Raw genomic sequence first — 20,385 nt, 5'->3', positions numbered from 1 at the left:
CGGCTTGAGAGAGGGCAGCCCGAAGCGGGATTAAAATCGAATCGTCACGCCGCCCGTGAGCGCAAGCGGATCGAGTGCCACGGACGTCTTGATCGGCACCGGACCGAATGCTCCACGCGCATTCGTGTGCAAAATACCCTTCTTAAGGTCGACGAAAAGGCCGACGCGCTCGCTGAGCATGATATCCGTGCCGACTTGGCCGAGGACACCAAAGGCTCCGTCGACCCGCAGGTGCGAGAGTGATCCGTCGCGGCTGTTGAAGACGATAAGATAAGACCCGCCGCCGCCGATGTAGGGTTGAAAGGCACCCAACTGTAGAAAATGATAGTGCAACGTCAACGTCGGCGCAGCGGCGACGGTCGAGCCGAGTTTGCCTTCCGCGGCAATCGATCCGCCAGCGTTCAAGATCGAGGTGGGTGGGATGCCGCCCGAGAGGGAAACGGCCCAATTCGGAGTGACACGGTAGCCAAGTTCGAGCGCGGGTGCCACCGTGGCCGGTACCGACATCTTCGAACCAGGAATGACCGTGCCTGCCGCCTTGATCTTGGCGTCGACATCCGCGAACACTCCGACCACGCCGATGTGGGCGTAAAATCGATAAAAAGCCGGCGGAGCCTCGTTGAGCGGTAATGCGTAGGGCGCGCTTGCGATGTCCGCAGCCATCCCAGGACTGCTGAGAGCGGCCGCCGCGAGCTGGAGTGCAACCGCCCATTTCCGAAATGTCAAAAGCCTTCCCATGGCCTACCTCCCGAAGGGAGTGCCTGACAGCTTCTTGTTTGTGTCACCTTAATCTGTTGAGATCGGCGTCCTCCAAATCGGACATGACGGTAATTGCGTTAACGGTTCCGAGGCGCGCCGTCTTTGTCGCGCTGCAGGGCGTCCACCGGACCCTCCCGCTCGCATCATGGCCAGCGCGCTCCTATCTATGTTAGGAAAAGACGCGGCGTGGCCAAACGCAGAACCACCGGCGTCGCGCGCCGCCAAATTTGCGGGTCGTCAAGAGAAAGTCACTGAACAATATGTCTGAATCGCCTTTGCCGTCGGATGCTGCGGCCTCCAATGCCTATGGCGCCGAATCGATCAAAGTGCTGCGTGGGCTCGACGCGGTGCGCAAGCGCCCCGGCATGTATATCGGTGACACGGATGACGGGTCCGGCCTGCATCATATGGTCTACGAGGTTGTGGACAACGCGATCGACGAGGCACTGGCGGGACATGCGACCCGCGTGACGGTGACACTGAACGCGGATGGCTCTGTGACGGTCACGGACAACGGGCGCGGCATTCCGACCGACATTCACAAGGAAGAGGGCGTCTCAGCCGCCGAGGTCATCATGACCCAACTCCACGCGGGCGGGAAGTTCGACCAGAATTCCTATAAGGTTTCGGGCGGGCTGCACGGCGTGGGCGTGTCCGTCGTCAACGCGCTCTCCACCAAGCTTGAACTTCGCATCTGGCGGAACGACCTGGAACACGAGATCACCTTCGCGCATGGCGATGCGGTGTCGCCCCTGCGCGTCGTCGGGCCGGCTGGCGAGGTCGACGGGAAGGCCAAGCGCGGAACGCAAGTGACATTCTGGCCATCGTCAGAGACCTTCACCATGGTCGAGTTCGACTATGGCACGATCGAGCATCGTTTGCGTGAACTCGCCTTCCTGAATTCCGGTGTACGCATCATCCTGACGGATCGCCGTCACGCCGAGCCGAAGCAGGAAGAGCTTTATTACGAGGGTGGCCTCGAAGCCTTCGTGCGCTACCTCGACCGCACCAAGTCGCCACTGCTCGACAAGCCCATCCTGATGAAGGGCGAAAAGGACGGGATGACCGTGGAGGTCGCATTGTGGTGGAACGATTCCTACCACGAGAATGTGCTGCCATTCACCAACAACATCCCGCAGCGCGACGGCGGCACCCATATGGCTGGCTTCCGGGCCGCATTGACCCGGCAGGTCACAGGCTATGCCGACCGCTCCGGCGCGAGCAAGAAGGAGAAGGTCGACGTAACCGGCGACGATTGCCGTGAGGGATTGACCTGCGTGCTCTCCGTCAAGGTGCCGGATCCGAAATTCTCGTCCCAGACCAAGGACAAGCTTGTCTCCTCTGAGGTGCGGCCCGTCGTCGAAAGCATCGTCAACGACACGCTCGGTCAGTGGTTCGAGGAACATCCGAGCGACGCCAAGACGGTCGTGGCCAAGGTGGTGGAAGCCGCCGCAGCCCGTGAGGCCGCCCGCAAGGCACGTGAACTCACCCGTCGCAAGGGCGCGCTCGATATCGCGAATCTTCCCGGCAAGCTCGCCGATTGCCAGGAACGCGACCCCGCCCTCGCGGAGCTTTTCCTCGTTGAGGGCGATTCCGCCGGCGGGTCCGCGAAGCAAGGGCGCAATCGCGAATATCAGGCTGTCCTGCCGCTCCGCGGCAAGATCCTGAATGTCGAGCGTGCGCGTTTCGACCGCATGCTCGGGAGCCAGGAAATCGGCACGCTGATCACGGCGCTCGGCACCGGTATCGGGCGCGACGATTTCAACCCGGACAAGCTGCGGTATCACAAGATCATCATCATGACGGATGCCGATGTCGACGGCTCGCATATCCGCACGCTGCTGCTCACCTTCTTCTTCCGCCAGATGCCGCAACTGATTGATCGCGGCCACATCTACATCGCGCAGCCACCGCTCTACAAAGTGAAGCGCGGCTCATCAGAGCAATATCTGAAGGACGAGCGGGCGCGGGAAGACTATCTCATCGACAATGGCGTCGATGGTGCGGTTCTGCGTCTCGCGACAGGTGAAGAGCGGGCCGCTGGTGATCTGCGGGCGGCCATCGAGGAAGCGCGATTGGTGCAGGCGGTCCTGGCGCAGCTCCATTCCCGCTACAACCGCACCGTGGTCGAGCAGGCCGCCATCGCGGGCGCCCTCAACCCGATGCACATGCGCGACGACGCCGAAAACGACTCCATCGCGACCACGGTCGCCGGGCGCCTCAATGCGCTTGCGGACGAGACGGAGCGCACCTGGGAGGGCCGGGTCGAGAACGGTGGCTTCGTGTTCACCCGCATGGTGCGTGGCGTGCCGGAAGCCCAGATCCTCGATGCCGGCCTCTTGGCTTCGGCGGAGGCGCGACGGCTTGCGGAGCATGGCGTCGCGCTGAACGAGACCTATGCCAAGCCGGCTCTGTTCGTGCGGAAATCCGATACCGTGCAGATCTCGGGGCCGACCGCCCTGTTCGGCGCCATCATGACGGCCGGCGGCAAGGGCATCAGCCAGATGCAGCGCTACAAGGGTCTTGGCGAGATGAACCCCGAACAGCTCTGGGAAACCACCCTCGACCGCAACGTCCGCTCGCTTCTCCAAGTTCGGGTCAAGGAGGTCGACGAGGCCGACAATATGTTCGTCAAGCTGATGGGAGACGTCGTCGAGCCGCGCCGCGAGTTCATTCAGGAGAATGCACTCAGCGTTGCGAACCTGGACGTTTAAGCGGAGCCGGGATCGTAACGAGAGAGCGATGGACAGCACCCTCGCGCTCGTTTGACACGGGCGCGAGGAATAGCCAGGGCCAACGTTTTCGACGCGAGGCGGTTGGGATCCAGGAGTGCAAATCGCAGCGCCTCTGCGAAGAGCCGTTTGACTATCCAAGTGTCGATGGCACATGCATCGATTGCTCAGGCGCCGCGTTGCAGCGTGGAAGGTCTAGCGGGACCATATGGGACCGAGCAGGAGGGTGTTGGCGGTGACCTCTGCGCCTGCAGTGGCGAGACGTGATCCACGTGTGGATTTGCTGCGTGGAATCGCCCTGCTTTCCATCTTCGTCGATCACATCCCGAACAACAGGCTGGCTGACTACACGCTGCACAATTTCGGTTTCAGCGATGCCGCGGAGCTCTTCGTGTTTCTTGCGGGCTACTCGGCCATGTCCGCCTACAGCCGCGTCTTCGAGCGCGACGGGTTGCGCGTAGGGCTCGCCAAGGTCTACGCCCGATGCGTGAAGATTTACGGCGTCCAGGTCGTTCTACTGTTGTTGACGCTCGCGACCGTTGCGCAATGGGAACGGTTCAACGGCACCCAATCGGTGATCGTGGGACCGCTGCTCAGAGATTGGTTGAGGGGTGCCATTCGCGGCGTGACCCTGGAAGCCTTGCCGGCCTATCTCGACATCCTGCCGCTCTACATTGTCCTGCTCGCCATCTTCCCGGTGATCCGCTACGGCCTTGCGAAAAGTGTCGCAGGCACGATGGCGATTTCGGTTGCCCTCCACGCCGCGGCAAATCTCTTTCATTGGGATTTGCCTTCGTTCGTCGATCCGACTGCGGTGACGATTTGGTACTTCAATCCGTTCACGTGGCAATTGGTCTTTGTCTGTGGCGCCGCGTTCGCGGTCTGCGCACGCCGTGACGCCGCCCTCATCGTGGCTCCGCCGAAAGCCTTGAGGCTCCTGTGTTGGGCCTACTTGGCTTTCGCGTTTTGGGCGCTTGATCCCTGGAAACTCTGGCCGCAGCCGTTCGGCGCGGATTTTCCGAGCACGCGGTTCCCCTTTGCGCTCCTCGGCAACGAACCCAAGAGCTTCGTCACCCCTTGGCGCCTGCTGCATGTGCTGGCCCTCACCTATCTGGCCCTCACGTCCCCAGGGCTCTCCACTCTGTCGCGGGCCTGGCTTCTGACACCCATTTTGGCGTGCGGCCGCCAGTCGCTTTATGTCTTTGCCGTCGGCTGCATGCTCGCGCTGTTCGGCCGCCTCATTTTCAAGACTGTCGGCGTCACTGTGACGACCGAAATCCTCGTCAATGTCGTCGGGCTCACCGCGATGCTCGCCTGCGGCCTGTTGCTCGACCGTGACAAACAGCGGCAGAAGGATCCGAACGACAGACGCCATCTGACGCCGGCGCGACCCGGGACCACACCGGTGTCCTGAAGCGCGCGTGCGAGCCGGGGTGCTGCCTCCCCGAAAGTCAGCCCACGACGGGCCTTTTCACTTGGGAGAAACTCTGCAGCACGGCCTTGTCGATGTTCAGATGGGCGACCACCAGTTCGGGCGGCGTCAGAGCCAGCCACTGTGTCAGCGAAAGATCAGCGTAACGGTCGGATTTAAACATCTCCAGAAACCGCAAAGGCGTCGAGCCTGTGTTCTCGATATAGTGACCCATCGCGAACGGGACGTAGCCGACATCTCCCGCCTGATAGTCGAACGTCCGCGCGTCGCCTCCGGATGCGAACACGGTCATTCGCGCTTGGCCCTCGATGAAGAACTGCCACTCCGCCGCGTTGGGATGCCAATGAAGCTCCCGCAAGCCGCCCGGGTTGACATCGACCAACGCCGCCGCCGTTGTCGTGGAGGCCGGGAAGTTGCGGCTATCCGTGATTCGCACCGAGCCCCAATTCGTCTTTATCGGTTCTTGAGCGGTCATGCGATGACTGAAGGTGCGTGGCACACGGCCCGCCGGACCCGGCTGCATGTCGGCATCGGGTCCCGCGGAGGTCGGCAATGGGGCCTCGAAGATGTAGAGTTCTTTCTCGGGCAGTTTGGCGAAGGTGGATTCCGGGAGTCCGAAATTCTTAGCCACGATGTCGCGCGGCGTGTGACTCAACCAGTCGGTCAGCAGGAACGTATTGTCCTCCGAGAAGCTGCCGTCGTCGAAGACGAGCAGGAATTCGCACCCGTCGGGATCAAGGCCCTGGATCGAATGCGGAATACCGGACGGGAAGAACCACAGGTCCCCGGGTCCGACGTCATCGACGAAAGTCCGGCCTTCTTCATCGATCGCCGTGATGCGGGCGCGCCCGGCCAGCATGTAGGACCATTCCGAAGCTTTGTGCCAATGCATCTCCCGCACGCCGCCCTTGTTCAGGCGCATGTTGACCCCGGCCATGGTGTCGGATACCGGCAATTCCCGCACCGTGGTTTGCCGCGCCCAGCCGCCGTTCTCCAACCGCATGTGCGAATCGGCAAAGGACCATTTCAGGTTGGGCAGCGTGCCGTGGTCGGTTTTCGGCGGTACGGTCGTGAAGGGGTTTTCCCGCGTGACGGGGCCGTTCTGCGGCCCCAGGATGCTGCCTCCCATCCCGCTGGGACTGATCGGCTGCGGGTCTCCGGCGTGCGCGACTGCGGGTAGGGTAGAAGCCGCTGCACCGGCCAGCGCCGCCTGCACCATCCTGCGCCGTGAAATCGAATCCATGTCGTGTCCTTTCCGAACGGCGCAGGCTGACCTCCAACGAGCAGCCCCGATTTGGGGTCCGATTCAGACGCGAGAGAAGAAAACAGGTCGCTGTTTCGACGTTGTCGCGTGGCCGTCGATCCGCTGATCGGAAGATCGATGTGCCGAGGTCCGATCGGATCTGACCGTTCCCTGGTGAAACGTGGAGAGAGGCTGGTGGTTCATCCCAAAGGCCACGGGTTGCGATCAGGCGGACCGGCTTCGCGAGGCGAGGCCGTCGCCTGGAGGCAGGCCGTCCAGGAGCAGGCGCTTCACACTCGCCGCATCGTCGAACACGAGCGAGACCGGCAAGCAGAGGGCCGGAAACGATGGCGTCAGGCGGGCTTGATCCTTGGTGGTGGTCACCAAATGAGCGCCGGCGGAGGCGGCCAGTCGCTGGAGACCCGTGAGGTCACTGGACGAAAAACGATGATGATCCGCGAAGGCTCGATGACCCCGGACCTCGAGCCCGCTCGCCGAAAGGGTGGCGAAGAACTTGTCTGGACGTCCAATGCCTGCAAACGCATACAAAGGCTTCCCGCGAAGTTCGTTCAACGCGTCTTCGTCAGGAATGAGCTGACCTCGAAAGATCGGTAGGCGGTGCCGGCGCGCTGCACCGGCCACGTCGTCACCCGGCTTACCCTCGCCGATCAGGCAAACGGCCGTGACGAACGGCCATTGCGCGCCGAGCGGCGCCCGCAAGGGACCGGCCGGGACGCAGAGGCCGTTGCCGATGCCCGACGCGGCGTCGATCACCGCCACCGCGATGGTTTTTCGAAGCGTGGGGTTCTGCAACCCATCGTCGAGCAGGAGAACGGTCGCACCGTCCGCGAAGGCTTGGTGTCCGGCTGCGACCCGATCGGCTGAGACATAGGTCGGCGCGGCACGGGCCAGCAGCAAGGGTTCGTCACCGCTCAGGTCAGCCTCATGGCGCGCGGGGTCGACACGCAGGATCGCACGCCGCTCGTCCTTCGGGACGCGGCGCCCATAGCCGCGAGACAGGAAGGCCGGTCGGTGTCCGGCGGACGCTAGAATGCGCGCGAAAGCCAGCGCCGTCGGGGTCTTTCCCGCGCCGCCGGCCACCAGATTGCCGACGCAGATGACGGGGATCGGTAAAGTCACCCCAGGTTGCGCCATGCGGAGGGCCGTCACAGTGCCATAGAGGGCGCCGACCGGCTGCAGCATGCGGGCCGCCACACCCGGCTCTCCGCGCCACCAGAAGGCGGGTGCCTGTCTCACGATCCGGCCCGAGACCCATCGTGCGGCAGGTAGGGTTGCAGCTGTTCGAAGGTTCTTTCGGTCGCGCCCATCCGGGCTTCGATCACAAGAGCTGCCTTCCGGGCAGCTTGCGTCAGCTTCATCCTGTCGCCGAGCAAGTTCGTCAGAGCGGCGCCAAGGTCGGCCATGTCGGCCACCCGCACGCTCGCGCCCGCCGCGTCGAGGTCAGCATAGACCTCGGCGAAATTGGCGGTGTGCGGACCGTGTAGCACCGCATTGCCGAGTTTGGCCGGTTCGATCGGGTTTTGCCCGCCACCCGCGGGGACCAGCGATTTGCCTACGAAAACCGCTGTCTGCAGGCGATAGAACAATCCAAGCTCACCCATCGTGTCCGCGATGTGGATGTCGGTTTCGGGTTCAATCGCATCGCCACGTGATCGCAAGCCAGCCGAAAGGCCAAGCTGTCCCGCGTGAGCAACGAGCGCGGGTCCCCGGTCGACCTTGCGGGGGACGATGATGGTGAGAAGTCCGGGAAGCCGGTGGCTCAACTCGCGATGCACCGCGCAGCAGTCCTGATCCTCGCCGGCATGGGTTGAAGCCGCGATCCAAACCGGGCGCCCCGCCACCGACCGCTGCAGAGCCGCGAGCTCGGCCGGGTTTGCGGGAGGGGGCGCGGCATCGAACTTGATCGTTCCCGTGCTCGGCACAGGCCGCCCGCTCAAAGCTGTGTACCGCTTCGCATCGGCCTGTGTTTGCGCAAGGACGATATCGAAGTCTCCGAGCAGATCCCGGGCTAGGGCGGGCAGCCGACGCCAGCGGGCGAAGGACCGTGCCGACATGCGTGCGTTGATCAGCGCTGTCGGGATTCTTCGCCGCGTCGCTTCACCCAGAAGATTCGGCCAGAGTTCCGATTCGGCGAAGATCACGAGATCGGGACGCCATTGGTCGAGGAAACGACGCGCCGCCCTGGGACCATCGAGGGGCGCGAATTGGTGGACCGCGCCGGGTGGCATCCGGTTGCCGAGCACGCGGCTCGACGAGACCGTGCCGGTCGTGAGTAGAACCTGTAGGCCCCGGCCGGCGAGACGCTCGATGAGCGGCAGCAGGGCCAGCCCCTCGCCGACACTCGCACCGTGGAGCCAGATGAGTGGGCCCGGAGGGCGGGGGATGGATGTCCGTCCAAGCCGTTCTGGCAAGCGAAGCGCATCTTCCTTGCCGTGTTTGAGGCGCCAATGCAGGAACGGGAGCGCCCCGGCTTCGAGAAGAGCCGTGCCACCACGATAGAGCGCCCGGGCGATTGAGCGCCGCGGGGCGGCACTCACCGGTTCGCCGCCGCAAGAGACGGCGCGGCGCGGCCACCCGGATCCTCGCACCCGACCAGTCCATAGGCGCGGGCATGCACCAGATCGAGGCCGTTTTCGACAGCTTGCCGGGCCTCCTCAAGCGCGGCATCGTCGGCCGTGCGTGCGACCCTGATCGGGTCGCCGAGCACCATGGCACCGCGGCCAAAGGGCTTGCCGAGACTCGCCCGGTCCCAGGAGCGGAAATCGAAGCGCCGGCTCGTCACCACCGCGAGCGGATAGATCGGCCGGCCCGACAGCCTGGCCAGTGTGACGATGCCGAGCCCGGCTCGTCGCGATACCTTTGGGACATCGGCCGTCATCACCACCGTATGGCCTCCGGCGAGCGTGCGGACCATCTCGATCAACGCCGTGACGCCGCCGCGCCGTCGCGCCTTTTCGGCTCGGCCGCCAGAGCCACGAATCGCCTTCACGCCGAGGCGCTTTAAAAGAACGGCGTTGAGCTCAGCATCCCGGTGGCGGGAAATCAGCGCCGCAATCCGGGCCCCCGGGGGCCACGCATAGTGGATCATGAAATGCTGGCCGTGCCACATGGCGACGATGACCGGTAGCTCCGGCGCAATGTTATCGAGGAAGCCCGCTGGCTCCTGCACGAATCGGTTGGTGGCTCGCACCAGGCGCAGGTAGCCGCTGACCAGGAGGCTCGCGCCTTCCAGCACGGGCGCCGATTGCATCAGGCCCTTCAACATGGCAGCGGGTTCAGCGCGTCCCGGCGAGATCGTGCTGAACGGCGGAGTCGGGATCGAGGTAGCGATGCAGATGGACGATAAAATAGCGTATCATCGCATTGTCCACGCTCGCCTGAGCGGCCGCGCGCCATGCCGACTGGGCGGAGGCGAAATCGGGGAAGACGCCGACGAAATGAATCGCTGAGAGATCCTTAAACTCCGTGCCGTCGAGTCGGGTCAGTTCTCCGCCGAAGACGAGGTGGAGCAATTGGGGTTTGGTTTTGGCTGCATCGCTGGACATCGATCCTCCATACGCCAAGCTGTGCGGGCGGACAATCCGCCGCTGATCCTCCACAGTGCGGGTCTTTGCTCAACCCTTGTGTCGCGGGGTTTTGTTCACAAGGTCGAGCAAAGCGGGGTGCAGGGTACGAGACGATCCGAACAAGGGGGGATGACGCGGCACCGCCTTGTTATAGGCCAGCTTGCTGCCGTTGCCGTCGGTCAGAAGTCCGCCTGCCTCTTCGAGGATGAGATCGGCCGCCGCCATGTCCCAATCATGCGCATTCGATGAGGAGATGCCGACGTCGTACAGACCCTCGGCGACGCGGACGAACCGGCAGGCGAGCGACGGCACCTTCTCCACATAGGTCATGCGCCCGCGCGCCGCGAAGCTGCCCACGAAGGTCTGCGGCCCCGCGACCGTCGCGCCGGCGATTTCGGCGCGCTCGCCCGTGGCGAGAACCTCGTCATTGCATGTGGCGCCATGCCCGAGCGTCGCCTGGTAGAGCTTGCCGAGCGCGGGCGCATAGACGACGCCGGAGACCGGCCGCTCGCCAGACACGAGTGCCACCGACACCGCCCATGTGGTGAGCCCAGCGACAAACGCCCGCGTTCCGTCAATCGGATCGATGACGAGCACGTCGTGCTGGGCAAGGCGCGCGGGAGAATCGGCCGTTTCCTCCGAAAGCCATGCGGCTTGGGGCAGGGCCGAGGTCAGGCGCTCATGCAGGAAGCGATCGACGGCATAGTCGGCTTCCGTGACCGGCGACCCCCCGAGCTTCGCATGGACCTCAGCCGTGGTCTGGTGCCCTTCTTGAAAAAACCGCATGGCAATCGAGTCGCCGGCTTCCCGGGCCGCCTCGACAAGAAGGGCCGTGACGGCCGTCAGATCGCGCACATCGATGTGTGGCAATGGCTTCACCTCGCGAAGGTAGGCCGGCTCTATCAGCCAGTTCGGCTCTAGCTTCCAGTCTCCTGCCTTGCAAGCTCCCGAATCGGCGCAGCCCTGTGCAAACCGGACTTCGTCACCTGAATATGCGCAATTTGATTCAATTGGCTCACCCGACGGCATCCATGCGGGAAGACAGCCGGGCAAAACGCCTCCGGTCACCGCTGCTTAACCACCCCTCTTAGCATCTCGCTGGGGGAACGCGGGCCAGTCTCGCGCCAAGAGGACGGGGACCTACAAGGCCTTCGTCAGCAAGGAGCGGAACAGATGACCTTCAGCCCGAGAGCCGCCACCGAGCCTTTTTTCGCGGCGACCCGGCCCGACGCACGCGCCGACAGAGGCCGGCGCGAGATCGCGATCAGCAACACCCATGTGACCATCAACCGGCGTGTCGGCGGCGTCGAAATGCATGTCGCTCTGGCAGTCTCGGCTTACCGGGGCGTCGCCCTGTGCCTGCGCCCCGGTGTGGACGAGGCGCTGGTGTACCAGGTATGTCTCGTGCATCCGGATGCTGACCTGACGGTGGTGCTCGACGAGGCCTTCGACGACCGCAACATCATCGCGGATTGGCGCCTTTGGGCCCGAGTGCTGGGTCTGCCCGCCTTGGTTGAGCGCGAGATCGGTCGTTACGAGGTGGCCGAAGGGACACCGGACAGTTCCGCCGCCGATGTCGCACTTCCGCGCCGGTATCGACCTTCGAAGACGCGACCGAATTTCCTGGCGCGGCGCAAACCCGGACTTACCGGCGAGGCACTGGTGCATGCGGGTGAACGGGAGATCATCGCCCGCGACTGAGCCCGGACAGCTGCAATAACGCGTCCAGACGCTACGACGTCATGGCCGGATAGCTCGTGTATCCTTCTGCGCCACCGCCATACCACGTCTCCTTGTTGTCTCGCGCGAGGGGCGCGCTCTGCCGCAGCCGCTCGGGCAGGTCCGGATTCGCGATGAACGCGCGTCCGAAGGCCACGAGGTCGGCCTTTCCTGTTGAAATCGCATCCGCCGCCATCGCGCCGTCATAGCCGTTATTGGCTATGTAGGTGCCCTTGAATGCTTTCCGCAGCCTCGCGAAATCGAAGGCAGTGGCGTCGCGGGGTCCCTGCGTCTCGCCCTCGATCACGTGCATGTAGCCGATCTTCAGCGCATCGAGTTCCCGGACGAGGTGGTCGAACAGCGGCTGAGGATCGCTATCCTCCAGATCGTTGAGATTGCTCACGGGCGACAAGCGAATGCCAACCCGCTCCTTCGGGAACACGCGGCACAGCGTGAGCAGGACTTCAATTGTCAGGCGTGTGCGATTGTCGATCGATCCGCCATAGGCGTCGTGCCGCTTGTTGGCGCCGTTGCGCAGGAATTGGTCGAGAAGATAACCGTTCGCCGCGTGAAGTTCGACGCCGTCGAAGCCCGCCCGTTCCGCATTCTCGGCCGCATTCAGGTAGTTGCGGACGATGCCGGGGATCTCCTCGGACTCGAGGGCACGGGGCGCAGACACGTCGGCGAAACCAGTTTCGATAAAGGTCTTCACCTTCGCCTGAATGGCCGAGGGTGCAACGGGAGCACCCCCGTTGGGTTGCAGCGACGTGTGGGAAATGCGGCCCACATGCCAGAGCTGAAGATAGATGTGGCCGCCGGCGGCGTGCATGGCCTTCGTGACTTTGCGCCAGCCATCGACCTGTTCGCTCGTGTAGATGCCGGGTGTCCAGGCATAACCCTGGCCTTGCTGTGAGATCTGCGTTGCCTCCGCGACGATAAGGCCGGCACCGGCCCGCTGCCGATAATACTCGGCATTCAAGTCGTTGGGGGCAGCGGTGCCATGCGTGGCACGGTTGCGCGTCAGTGGAGCCATGACGATTCGGTTCTTGAGCGTCAGATCTCCCAGCACATAAGGTTGAAACAAGCTGTCATAGGCCATGGACCAAGTCTCCGACGTCTCTCCTGTCGGCAAGTAGTTGGTTGGGATGAACCGGCAAGGGCCGATGATGCCTGACCGCGGCCGCGTCAGCCACGGAGCCTTTCGCCCTTTGGCTGAAAACTCGTGACATTGTCGGGGCTCTGCCGTTCGAGTTCGCGGCCATAGGCGCGCAGAGCATGCGACTCGCTCAGCGATCCGATGATGTGGCGGCTGGTGGCCCGGTCGACGACCACCAGCGCGTCCGACTCAGAGGATTCGAAAATATCGAGAGCTTCCCGCACCGTCATCGACGGCAGCAAGACCGTATGGCTATGACGCATGACCTTGGTGACGGGATCTTCGGGGTGGACGTCGACCGTATAAAGATCGTCGAGGATCACCAGACCCACATAGCTGTCTGCGGCGTCGACCAGCGCGAAAGTCTTCAACGATCCGAGCGGAAATGCGGCCCTGGCCTGTTCGATTGTCAGCGTCGATGCGGCGGTGCGAATGTCGGTCCGCATCAGCTTGCGGACTGTCAGATCGCGCATCCAGCCGACGTCATGAGGACCGCGAATGGCTTCGCCTCGCAGATGGAAGCGCCAGGTCGCGAACGAATAACCGAAGAGGTCGCGGACGATCAACGATGCGATCGTGGCTGCAATCAGAGCCGCGAGTGTCACGGGGAAGTTCCCTGTCGTCTCCAAGGCGAGCGCCGTCATCGTGATCGGTGCGCCGATGACCCCGGTCGCGAAGGCCGCCATGCCGGCCAGTGCAGCAAGGCCCGGGTCGAGCGGCAATCCCGACGCGAAGGTGGGGATCACCTCGGCATAAAAGCGGCCAACCAGGGCGCCGAGGAGAAGTGACGCATAGAACAATCCGCCGCGGAAGCCGGAGCCGAGCGAAACCGAGGACGCGATACTCTTGAGGGCGAAGAGGATCGCCAGTCCGGCCGGGGTGACGACCGCCGCGAGGTCCAGGCTCAGCGCGCCGTGGCCGGCGCCCAAGACCTGTGGCGTGATGAGGCTCATCAATCCGATGATCAGGCCGCCGATGACCGGACGGAGCCGAAGATCGACCTTGAAGGACGAAAACAGTGCTTCGCTCGCGCCTACTCCCCGCATCAGAACGATGCCGAGGAGAGCCGCCATGAGACTGATCAAACCGATGTGGACGATATCGCCCGGCGCCATCGCGGCCATTGAGTTCGGTGGAATGAGGTAACCTGGGTCCATGAACTGATGCGTGATCAGGCAGGCCACGAGAGAACTGGTGGCCACGGGAGCCAACGCGCCGACCGTGTAGGTGCCGAGTACGACCTCGAAGCCGTAAAACGCGCCTGCAAGGGGCGCGTTGAATGCACCGCCAATCGCACCTGCCGCGCCGCAGGCCACGAGCAGGCGCATGTCGGCACGCCGGGCCGCAAGCGTGATCCCAATGCGAGAGGCGAGCGCCGCACAAATTTGCGTGTAGCCGGCCTCGAGGCCCACCGATCCGCCAAAGCCGCTCGACAGTATGGTTTGCGCGGTCACGAACAGACTGCCGCGCAGCGAGAGCCGTCCGCCGTAGAGGGCATTGGCCTCGATGGCGTCGGCGAGCCGGCCGGCGAGGGGCCGCGCGACCAATGTCAGAATCGCCAACACACATCCACCCATGACAGGGACAAGGACCCCGCGCCAGGGCGTCAACTTGCTGGCTGCACTTAAGTGCTGGTGCCGAGGAAGATCGAACAAGACGATGTGAAGGAATTGAACCACGGTCTCGATCGCCACATCGGCACAACCGGAGAGCACACCCACAAAGGCAGCCACCGCAACGAGGCCAGTGGCGCGGCTTCGCACGAAGTTGCGGACGGCCGCAGGGAGAGTGGCTGGGTATTTGTCACGGAGAAAACGGGACACGCGTAACTCGGATTGGCAACGGTAGGCACGTCTTTGAACGACCGCTTCGCAGCCTAAGATGTCACGCTAGCTGCAGATATCCTTGTCTAATCGCGACGCAAGGCCTCGGCACGCCTTCGAAAGCGAAAGACGCGCTCCCACCAACACCGCACCCCACTCCTACTCGTATCGCAATTGACCAGACCGCAGATTGCATCCGACCAAGTGAATCAACATGATTCATCCTGGAATGCCTGTGAATCGGCAGCCGCTTGAAGATGCGGCATCGGATAAAAGTGAACGGGCCCTAGGCCACGCATTCAGGCACACGCGATTTCAGGCAGACAATCTGCCCCTCACGCGCGACAAAGGACCCCGGCAACGCTGCCCGCACCTGCTGATCGACGGTGTCGAGAATCGCGTCGGTGTGGCGCATGTGATGGTGGGTTGCAGCTAGCGCCCGCGCGCCTGCGGCTTTGCACAATGCCACCCCTGCGTCCCAAGTGGAATGACCCCACCCGCGGCATTCCTTGAATTCCGCCTCGTTGAACATGCTATCGTAGATGACGAGATCCGCGTGTGAGCAAAAATCGACGAGTTTCTCGTCCATAATGCCAGGTCGGTGTTCGATGTCGGAGATGAAACACACGCTACGGCCGCCATATTCGAACCGATAGGCCGTTGCCCCACCAGGATGTTCGAGGCTGCATGTGCCAATCACAATGCCGTCTCCGAAATCCAAGGACGCCCCGGATCTGAATCCCCGATACGAGAAGCGGCAGGGCAGTGCCGAAAGCGAAATTGGGAAGAGCGGCGGGCAAAACATCTGGCCCAAAGCGGCCTCAGGGCTTTCGCCGTTGAGATTTCCGCAATGCAGGCGGATCGAGCAGTCGCGCTTCAGCGCCGGGCTGAAGAAGGGCAGGCCCGAAATGTGATCGTGATGCAGATGGCTGAAAAGAATGTCGAACCCTTGAGGCGCATGTTCCATCAAGGCCTTGCCGGCATCCGCGATGCCGGAACCGGCGTCAACGATAAAAAGACGCGTCCCCAACCTGAATTCCACGCAAGTGGTGTTGCCGCCGTAGCGCAAAAACTCTGGTCCGGGCCTCGGAAGAGAACCCCGGGTGCCCCAAAACCGGACCGTCAATCCGTCGGTTGAAGATGTCCTGTCCTCAAAGACCATGGCAAAACAGTCGTTGCGACGCAGGATACACCTCGGCGATCCAGCTGTGATCCATCGTATCTAACCCCGGCCCGCAACGTCAAAGCACGGCCTGAGTGTATCAAGCTTGTCCTGTGAGAAATGTAAATGACGAAGTGTAGGTTCCCACCATACGTGAGCAATGGTCACCAAATCATGGATGGAATCTTGTGCAACGCACAAAGCCTTGATTGATTTCTGTGCGGCTTCGGCTCTTTACGCGATCGGAACTCATCAAGGCCCCCTCCTTCGCAAACGTGTCGTCGGCACAATTATCCCGGACGTATAATCCTCGGTTGAAGATCAGAAAGCGGGCGTTTCAACGCGCGAATCCCATCGCACCGGTCCATTTCTCTTGGATTCGCGATATGATCCGAGCGCTACCTCAACAAGCCTGCTACAAGGCGGCTGCGTCGTCGCTTGACCCGTGTTGCCGCTTGGGGTGTTTAGCGCGCATGACTCTGATCGCGCGAGCGCCTGCAAAAATCAACCTGTCGCTGCACATCCTCGGGCGGCGCGACGACGGCTATCATGAGCTGGAAAGCCTCGTGGCTTTCGCGGGCTCCGGCGACGTCTTGTCGCTCGACCCTGGCCCCGCACTCTCGCTCACAGTAGCGGGTCCGACTGCGGCGGCGGCTGGCAGCGACAACGACAATCTCGTCCTCCGCGCCGCGCGCGAGTTGGCAGACCGCGTGCCTCGGCTAACTCTCGGCTCCTTTCGGCTCACCAAGCTGCTGCCTGTCGCCGCTGGGATCGGCGGCGGCTCGTCGGATGCCGCGGCGGCGCTGCGACTTCTTGCCGAAGCCAATGGTCTTCCGCTCGATGACGCGCGACTGTTCGCCGCCGCGCAAGCGACCGGCGCGGACGTGCCGGTGTGCCTCCGGCCGAGGGCACGCATGATGCGCGGCATTGGTGAGCGTCTCGGGGACGACCTGATACTGGCACCGCTCGTGGCCCTGCTGGTCAACCCCGGTGTCAAGCTCGAAACCCGCCACGTGTTCGGCCGGATCGGCTTGCAGCCTGGTCAGGCGCATCATGGAGCGGTTCACCCCGAACTCGCGCCCGATCTCTCCACCGAGGCTCTTCTCGCGCGATTGCGACGTGCCAGGAACGATATGGAGGATGCGGCCGGTGTGCTCGCGCCGGTGATCGGCGATGTGCTCGCCGTGCTTGGCGCGGCACGAGGTTGCCGGCTCGCGCGCATGTCGGGCTCGGGCGCCACCTGCTTCGGTCTGTTCGACTCCTGCCGCGCGGCCGCGCGGGCCATGCAGGTCATTCGCCGCGATCACCCTGGATGGTGGATCAAGAGCACTCTACTCCGGTAAGCGCATGACGATTTCCCTGATCGGCCTCGATGCCGACGATACGCTCTGGCACAACGAGACGATCTTTCGTGCGACTCAGAGCCGGTTCGTCGAACTTCTCGCAGGTTACTGTGACGCGGCTCGGGTCGAGCCCGAACTTGAGGCCGTGGAAAGGCGGAACCTCGACCTTTACGGCTATGGCGCCAAAGGCTTCACCTTGTCGATGCTGGAGACGGCATTGGGCCTGAGCGACCATAAGCTGAGAGGCGAGGCTGTCGCTGAAATCCTCGCGATGGGGCGCGACATGATGCGGCATCCGGTCGAGCCGCTTCCGGGCGTCGAGGAGGCCATCGAGGCGCTCGCGCGGTTGGGCCGGGTCGTATTGATCACCAAAGGCGACCTTTTTCATCAGGAAGCCAAGCTCGCGGCCTCGGGGCTTGGCGCCTTTTTCGCCGGGGTTGAGATCGTCAGCGAGAAATCGCCGGAGACTTATCGTCGAATCTTCCGGCGTTATGACGTCTCCGAGAACGAAGCCCTGATGGCGGGGAACTCAGTGAGGTCGGACATCCTGCCGCCGCTTGATATAGGCGGCTACGCGGCGTTGATCCCCTATCCCCTGGTCTGGGCGCACGAGTCCGCCGACGTCCCGCATGGCCACCCACGGTTCAGGGAATTGGACTCATTGGCTGATTTACCAACCTGGATCGAAACTATAAATTCCGTCGGCGCCTGACGGGCACTCGGCTCAGTTTTGCCGGGCTCTACGCAGAGGGGATCGCTCGAAGCGAGGATCCACGACAACAAGCCTCAGTGAGCTCGCTCGATGCAGAACTCGACCACGTCGAGAAGAGCATCCTTCCACTCGGAGGATGGAAACAACCCGAGCGCGTCCCGTGCCATCGCGCCATAATGGCGAGCGCGCTCGATCGTGTCCTCGATGGCGCGGTGCTTGCGCACATGGCCGATCGCGCGCTCCAGATCTCCATCATCGATCCGCCCATCTTCAAGGCACTTCCGCCAGAATGCCCTCTCGCTTTCAGGGCCGCGCCGGAACGACAGCACGACCGGGAGAGTAATCTTGCCCTCCCGGAAATCGTCGCCGGTGTTCTTGCCAAGCTTCTGGCTCGATCCGCCATAATCGAGCGCATCGTCGATGAGCTGAAACGCGATCCCGAGATTGGTGCCATAAGCCCGGCATGCCGCAATCTCAGCTTTCGGACGCCCGGCGATGATCGGGCCGACCTCGCAGGCAGCGGCGAAGAGCGCGGCGGTCTTGGCGCGAATCACCGCGATATAGTCGTCTTCCGTCGTCGTCGTGTCCTTGGCGGCGGCGAGTTGCATCACTTCACCTTCCGCGATCACGGTCGCGGCGGTGGACAGCACGTCCAGGCACGGGATGGATCCAACCTCCACCATCATCCGGAAGGCTTGGCCGAGCAGGAAGTCGCCGACCAACACGCTAGCCTCGTTGCCCCAAAGCATGCGAGCCGCCAGCTTTCCGCGGCGCATGTCGCTATCATCCACAACGTCGTCGTGCAGTAGCGTTGCGGTGTGCATGAACTCGACCGAGGCGGCGAGCTTGACGTGCCCTTGTCCCGGGTAACCGCAAAGTCCCGCGGTCGCGAGCGTCATCATGGGTCGCAGCCGCTTGCCACCCGATTCGATCAGGTGATTGGCAACCTCGGGGATCATCGCCACGCGCGAGTCGGTTCGGGCCATGATCGTTTCATTAACCTTGCCCATGTCGCCGTGAACCAGCGAAACGAGTTTTGCAAGATCGCCGCTTCCTGTGGCTTCCTCGAAAGGGATGACCAGACCCAAATGCGAATTCCTTGTGGTTTCCCGCTGCGCCAACCATAGAGAATGCGCCCGGCGGTCGCAACTGAGGGGCAGTGGTCCCGCGTGCTCACAATGGTGTCACAACCGAACCCCATGATCGAATTGTTGCGGACGAACGACCTCGTTCTTCTTTCCGTCATCGAGGCTATCCTGAACAGCGAGAGGATCGAGTTCCTCATCGCTGACCAACACATGTCGTCGCTCGAAGGCTCCTCGGGCTTCCTGCCCCGACGTCTCTTGGTGCCAAGCGATCGCATCGACCGCGCGCGCCGGTTGCTCCGCGAGGCCGGATTTGGCAGCGAACTCACCACGTGAGCGAGCCCACGATAGAGACACCCGATTGGGAGGACGCTGATTTCCTGGGGGGGCGCTTACGGCTGCGCCAATTCAGGGGCGGTCACAGGGCCGGCACCGACGCTGTTTTGCTGGCGGCCTTTGTTGAGGCGACTCCGAACGAAACATTGATCGATGCCGGTGCGGGCATCGGTGCGGCCGGGCTTGCAGTTCTCTCCCGAGCGCCAGGCGTCAAAGCCATTCTCGTCGAACGCCACCCTGCGACCGCTGCGCTCGCGCGCTACAATGTCACGGCAAACGGCTTCGACACTAACGCGTCGGTTGTAGAAGCTGACATCTTCGACTTGGCGGTGTGCAGATCGGCGGCGCTGACCGGCGTTGCCGATGTCGTCATCTCGAACCCGCCGTTCTTCGAGCCCGGAACCGTGCGGCCATCTAACGACTCGCGGCGAGCAGAGGCTCATGTCCTCGACCGGGGTACGCATGCGGACTGGCTGTTGCGTATCGCGAGCTTCCTCAAGCCGAACGGCCGGCTTGTGATGATTCATCGTCCCGATGCTCTGCCAAGCTTGCTTTCGGCGGCAACGTCCAGATTCGGCGGTATGCGCATCCTTCCCGTCTATCCCCGTGAAGGCCAGGCAGCGATCAGAATTCTGATGTCGATGCGACGCGGCTCTAAGGCACCTCTGTCGCTGCTATCGCCTCTGCCGCTTCACGGCGAAAACGGGTTTTTCACCCCGAAAGTCGAAAGCCTGCATCGAGGCGAATTGGGATTGTGCATTCCATAGAGAAAAGGCCGGCTTGTGGCCGGCCTTCTCGAAACTCTCAGTAGCACACGTTCACCCAGTGTGGCCCATAGGGACCCCACACCCGGCGCAAACAGGCGTCGCCACCATATCCATAGCCCCCGTAGCCCGCACCGTAGTAACCATAACCGCCATAGGGAGAACCATAGGCGCCGTATCCATAGCCAAGGGCGCCGCCCAGGAGCAGGCCTGCGCCTAATCCACCAAGCCCATAGCCATAACCACGCCCACGCCATCCTCCATACCCACCACGGTACCCGCCATAGCCGCCGCGAAAGCCGCCATAGCCTCCTCGGAAGCCACCAAATCCGCCCCCGTGGAAACCGCCACCACCGAAGCCGCCATGCGGAATAAACCGCGGGCCGCCGAAAGCTGCCGCCGGTTCGATCGTCGCAGCCGAAACCCCGGCAAGCGCCAGAGCAGCGACTCCAGCCCGCATCCATTTGCCAGCTGACGCGGTCACGGCCTTCTTCGTTGTCATGACACAAGACCTCACAAAGTTATTTGGATA

Annotated in this window: 19 protein-coding genes; 7 read left to right on the top strand and 12 right to left on the bottom strand. The window is 63.0% G+C overall.

Features of this window, described 5'->3' with window-relative positions; all coding sequences use genetic code 11:
- Window positions 1–30: 30 nt before the first annotated feature.
- Window positions 31–663, bottom strand: a complete 633-nt coding sequence (locus tag M8523_RS03825; protein WP_282583515.1) for an OmpW/AlkL family protein — start codon at window positions 661–663, stop codon at window positions 31–33.
- Window positions 664–1,019: 356 nt separating this feature from the next.
- On the opposite strand from M8523_RS03825, the gene gyrB reads away from it, so the two are divergent.
- Complete coding sequence (gene gyrB, locus M8523_RS03820; RefSeq protein ID WP_282583514.1) at window positions 1,020–3,473, top strand: DNA topoisomerase (ATP-hydrolyzing) subunit B; 2,454 nt, start codon at window positions 1,020–1,022, stop codon at window positions 3,471–3,473.
- Window positions 3,474–3,765: 292 nt separating this feature from the next.
- A complete protein-coding gene (locus tag M8523_RS03815; RefSeq protein ID WP_282583513.1) occupies window positions 3,766–4,905 on the top strand; it encodes an OpgC family protein in 1,140 nt (379 codons plus the stop codon).
- A 37-nt stretch (window positions 4,906–4,942) separates the two neighbouring features.
- On the opposite strand, the gene M8523_RS03810 is transcribed toward M8523_RS03815, so the two are convergent.
- From M8523_RS03810 to M8523_RS03785, 6 genes are all read right to left on the bottom strand, one after another.
- Entirely contained in the window at window positions 4,943–6,166 is a 1,224-nt protein-coding gene (locus M8523_RS03810; protein ID WP_282583512.1) for an oxalate decarboxylase family bicupin, read from the bottom strand.
- Window positions 6,167–6,391: 225 nt separating this feature from the next.
- Window positions 6,392–7,423: a tetraacyldisaccharide 4'-kinase gene (gene lpxK / locus M8523_RS03805; RefSeq protein WP_282583511.1), complete on the bottom strand. Its 1,032-nt coding sequence runs from the start codon at window positions 7,421–7,423 to the stop codon at window positions 6,392–6,394.
- Complete coding sequence (locus tag M8523_RS03800) at window positions 7,420–8,724, bottom strand: 3-deoxy-D-manno-octulosonic acid transferase (protein WP_282583510.1); 1,305 nt, start codon at window positions 8,722–8,724, stop codon at window positions 7,420–7,422. The genes lpxK and M8523_RS03800 overlap by 4 nt, the downstream gene beginning before the upstream one ends.
- Window positions 8,721–9,437, bottom strand: a complete 717-nt coding sequence (locus M8523_RS03795) for a lysophospholipid acyltransferase family protein (RefSeq protein WP_282583509.1) — start codon at window positions 9,435–9,437, stop codon at window positions 8,721–8,723. Before M8523_RS03795 ends, M8523_RS03800 begins: the two co-directional genes overlap by 4 nt.
- A gap of 25 nt (window positions 9,438–9,462) precedes the next feature.
- A complete protein-coding gene (locus M8523_RS03790) occupies window positions 9,463–9,732 on the bottom strand; it encodes a DUF4170 domain-containing protein (protein WP_282583508.1) in 270 nt (89 codons plus the stop codon).
- A gap of 69 nt (window positions 9,733–9,801) precedes the next feature.
- The gene (locus tag M8523_RS03785; protein ID WP_282583507.1) at window positions 9,802–10,623 is read right to left on the bottom strand and encodes a 3'(2'),5'-bisphosphate nucleotidase CysQ; all 822 of its coding nucleotides are present in this window, start codon (window positions 10,621–10,623) and stop codon (window positions 9,802–9,804) included.
- 303 nt (window positions 10,624–10,926) lie between these two features.
- Here M8523_RS03785 and M8523_RS03780 point away from each other — a divergent pair, with 303 nt between their 5' ends.
- Complete coding sequence (locus tag M8523_RS03780) at window positions 10,927–11,454, top strand: DUF6101 family protein (protein WP_282583506.1); 528 nt, start codon at window positions 10,927–10,929, stop codon at window positions 11,452–11,454.
- A gap of 31 nt (window positions 11,455–11,485) precedes the next feature.
- On the opposite strand, the gene M8523_RS03775 is transcribed toward M8523_RS03780, so the two are convergent.
- The 3 genes from M8523_RS03775 to M8523_RS03765 form a co-directional block, all read right to left on the bottom strand.
- The gene (locus tag M8523_RS03775) at window positions 11,486–12,571 is read right to left on the bottom strand and encodes an alkene reductase (protein WP_282583505.1); all 1,086 of its coding nucleotides are present in this window, start codon (window positions 12,569–12,571) and stop codon (window positions 11,486–11,488) included.
- Window positions 12,572–12,657: 86 nt separating this feature from the next.
- Window positions 12,658–14,451: a chloride channel protein gene (locus tag M8523_RS03770; RefSeq protein ID WP_282583504.1), complete on the bottom strand. Its 1,794-nt coding sequence runs from the start codon at window positions 14,449–14,451 to the stop codon at window positions 12,658–12,660.
- A 286-nt stretch (window positions 14,452–14,737) separates the two neighbouring features.
- Window positions 14,738–15,613 carry an MBL fold metallo-hydrolase gene (locus M8523_RS03765; RefSeq protein WP_282583503.1) on the bottom strand — a complete coding sequence of 292 codons (876 nt, stop codon included), beginning with the start codon at window positions 15,611–15,613 and terminating at the stop codon, window positions 14,738–14,740.
- Window positions 15,614–16,086: 473 nt separating this feature from the next.
- Between M8523_RS03765 and M8523_RS03760 the strand changes: the two genes are divergently transcribed.
- The gene (locus tag M8523_RS03760) at window positions 16,087–16,956 is read left to right on the top strand and encodes a 4-(cytidine 5'-diphospho)-2-C-methyl-D-erythritol kinase (protein WP_282583502.1); all 870 of its coding nucleotides are present in this window, start codon (window positions 16,087–16,089) and stop codon (window positions 16,954–16,956) included.
- A gap of 4 nt (window positions 16,957–16,960) precedes the next feature.
- Window positions 16,961–17,668: an HAD family hydrolase gene (locus M8523_RS03755; protein ID WP_282583501.1), complete on the top strand. Its 708-nt coding sequence runs from the start codon at window positions 16,961–16,963 to the stop codon at window positions 17,666–17,668.
- Window positions 17,669–17,742: 74 nt separating this feature from the next.
- Here the strand turns inward: M8523_RS03755 and M8523_RS03750 are convergent, their stop codons facing one another.
- A complete protein-coding gene (locus M8523_RS03750; protein ID WP_282583500.1) occupies window positions 17,743–18,756 on the bottom strand; it encodes a polyprenyl synthetase family protein in 1,014 nt (337 codons plus the stop codon).
- A gap of 111 nt (window positions 18,757–18,867) precedes the next feature.
- Here M8523_RS03750 and M8523_RS03745 point away from each other — a divergent pair, with 111 nt between their 5' ends.
- Window positions 18,868–19,089 carry a putative signal transducing protein gene (locus M8523_RS03745; RefSeq protein WP_282583499.1) on the top strand — a complete coding sequence of 74 codons (222 nt, stop codon included), beginning with the start codon at window positions 18,868–18,870 and terminating at the stop codon, window positions 19,087–19,089.
- Window positions 19,086–19,856: a tRNA1(Val) (adenine(37)-N6)-methyltransferase gene (locus M8523_RS03740; RefSeq protein WP_282583498.1), complete on the top strand. Its 771-nt coding sequence runs from the start codon at window positions 19,086–19,088 to the stop codon at window positions 19,854–19,856. Before M8523_RS03745 ends, M8523_RS03740 begins: the two co-directional genes overlap by 4 nt.
- Before the next feature lie 37 nt (window positions 19,857–19,893).
- On the opposite strand, the gene M8523_RS03735 is transcribed toward M8523_RS03740, so the two are convergent.
- A complete protein-coding gene (locus M8523_RS03735) occupies window positions 19,894–20,355 on the bottom strand; it encodes a hypothetical protein (RefSeq protein WP_282583497.1) in 462 nt (153 codons plus the stop codon).
- Window positions 20,356–20,385: the final 30 nt, after the last annotated feature.

This window comes from Lichenifustis flavocetrariae (assembly GCF_026130545.1).
GTDB classification, from domain to species: domain Bacteria; phylum Pseudomonadota; class Alphaproteobacteria; order Rhizobiales; family Beijerinckiaceae; genus Lichenihabitans; species Lichenihabitans flavocetrariae.
This window is presented reverse-complemented; position numbering and strand designations above follow the sequence as displayed.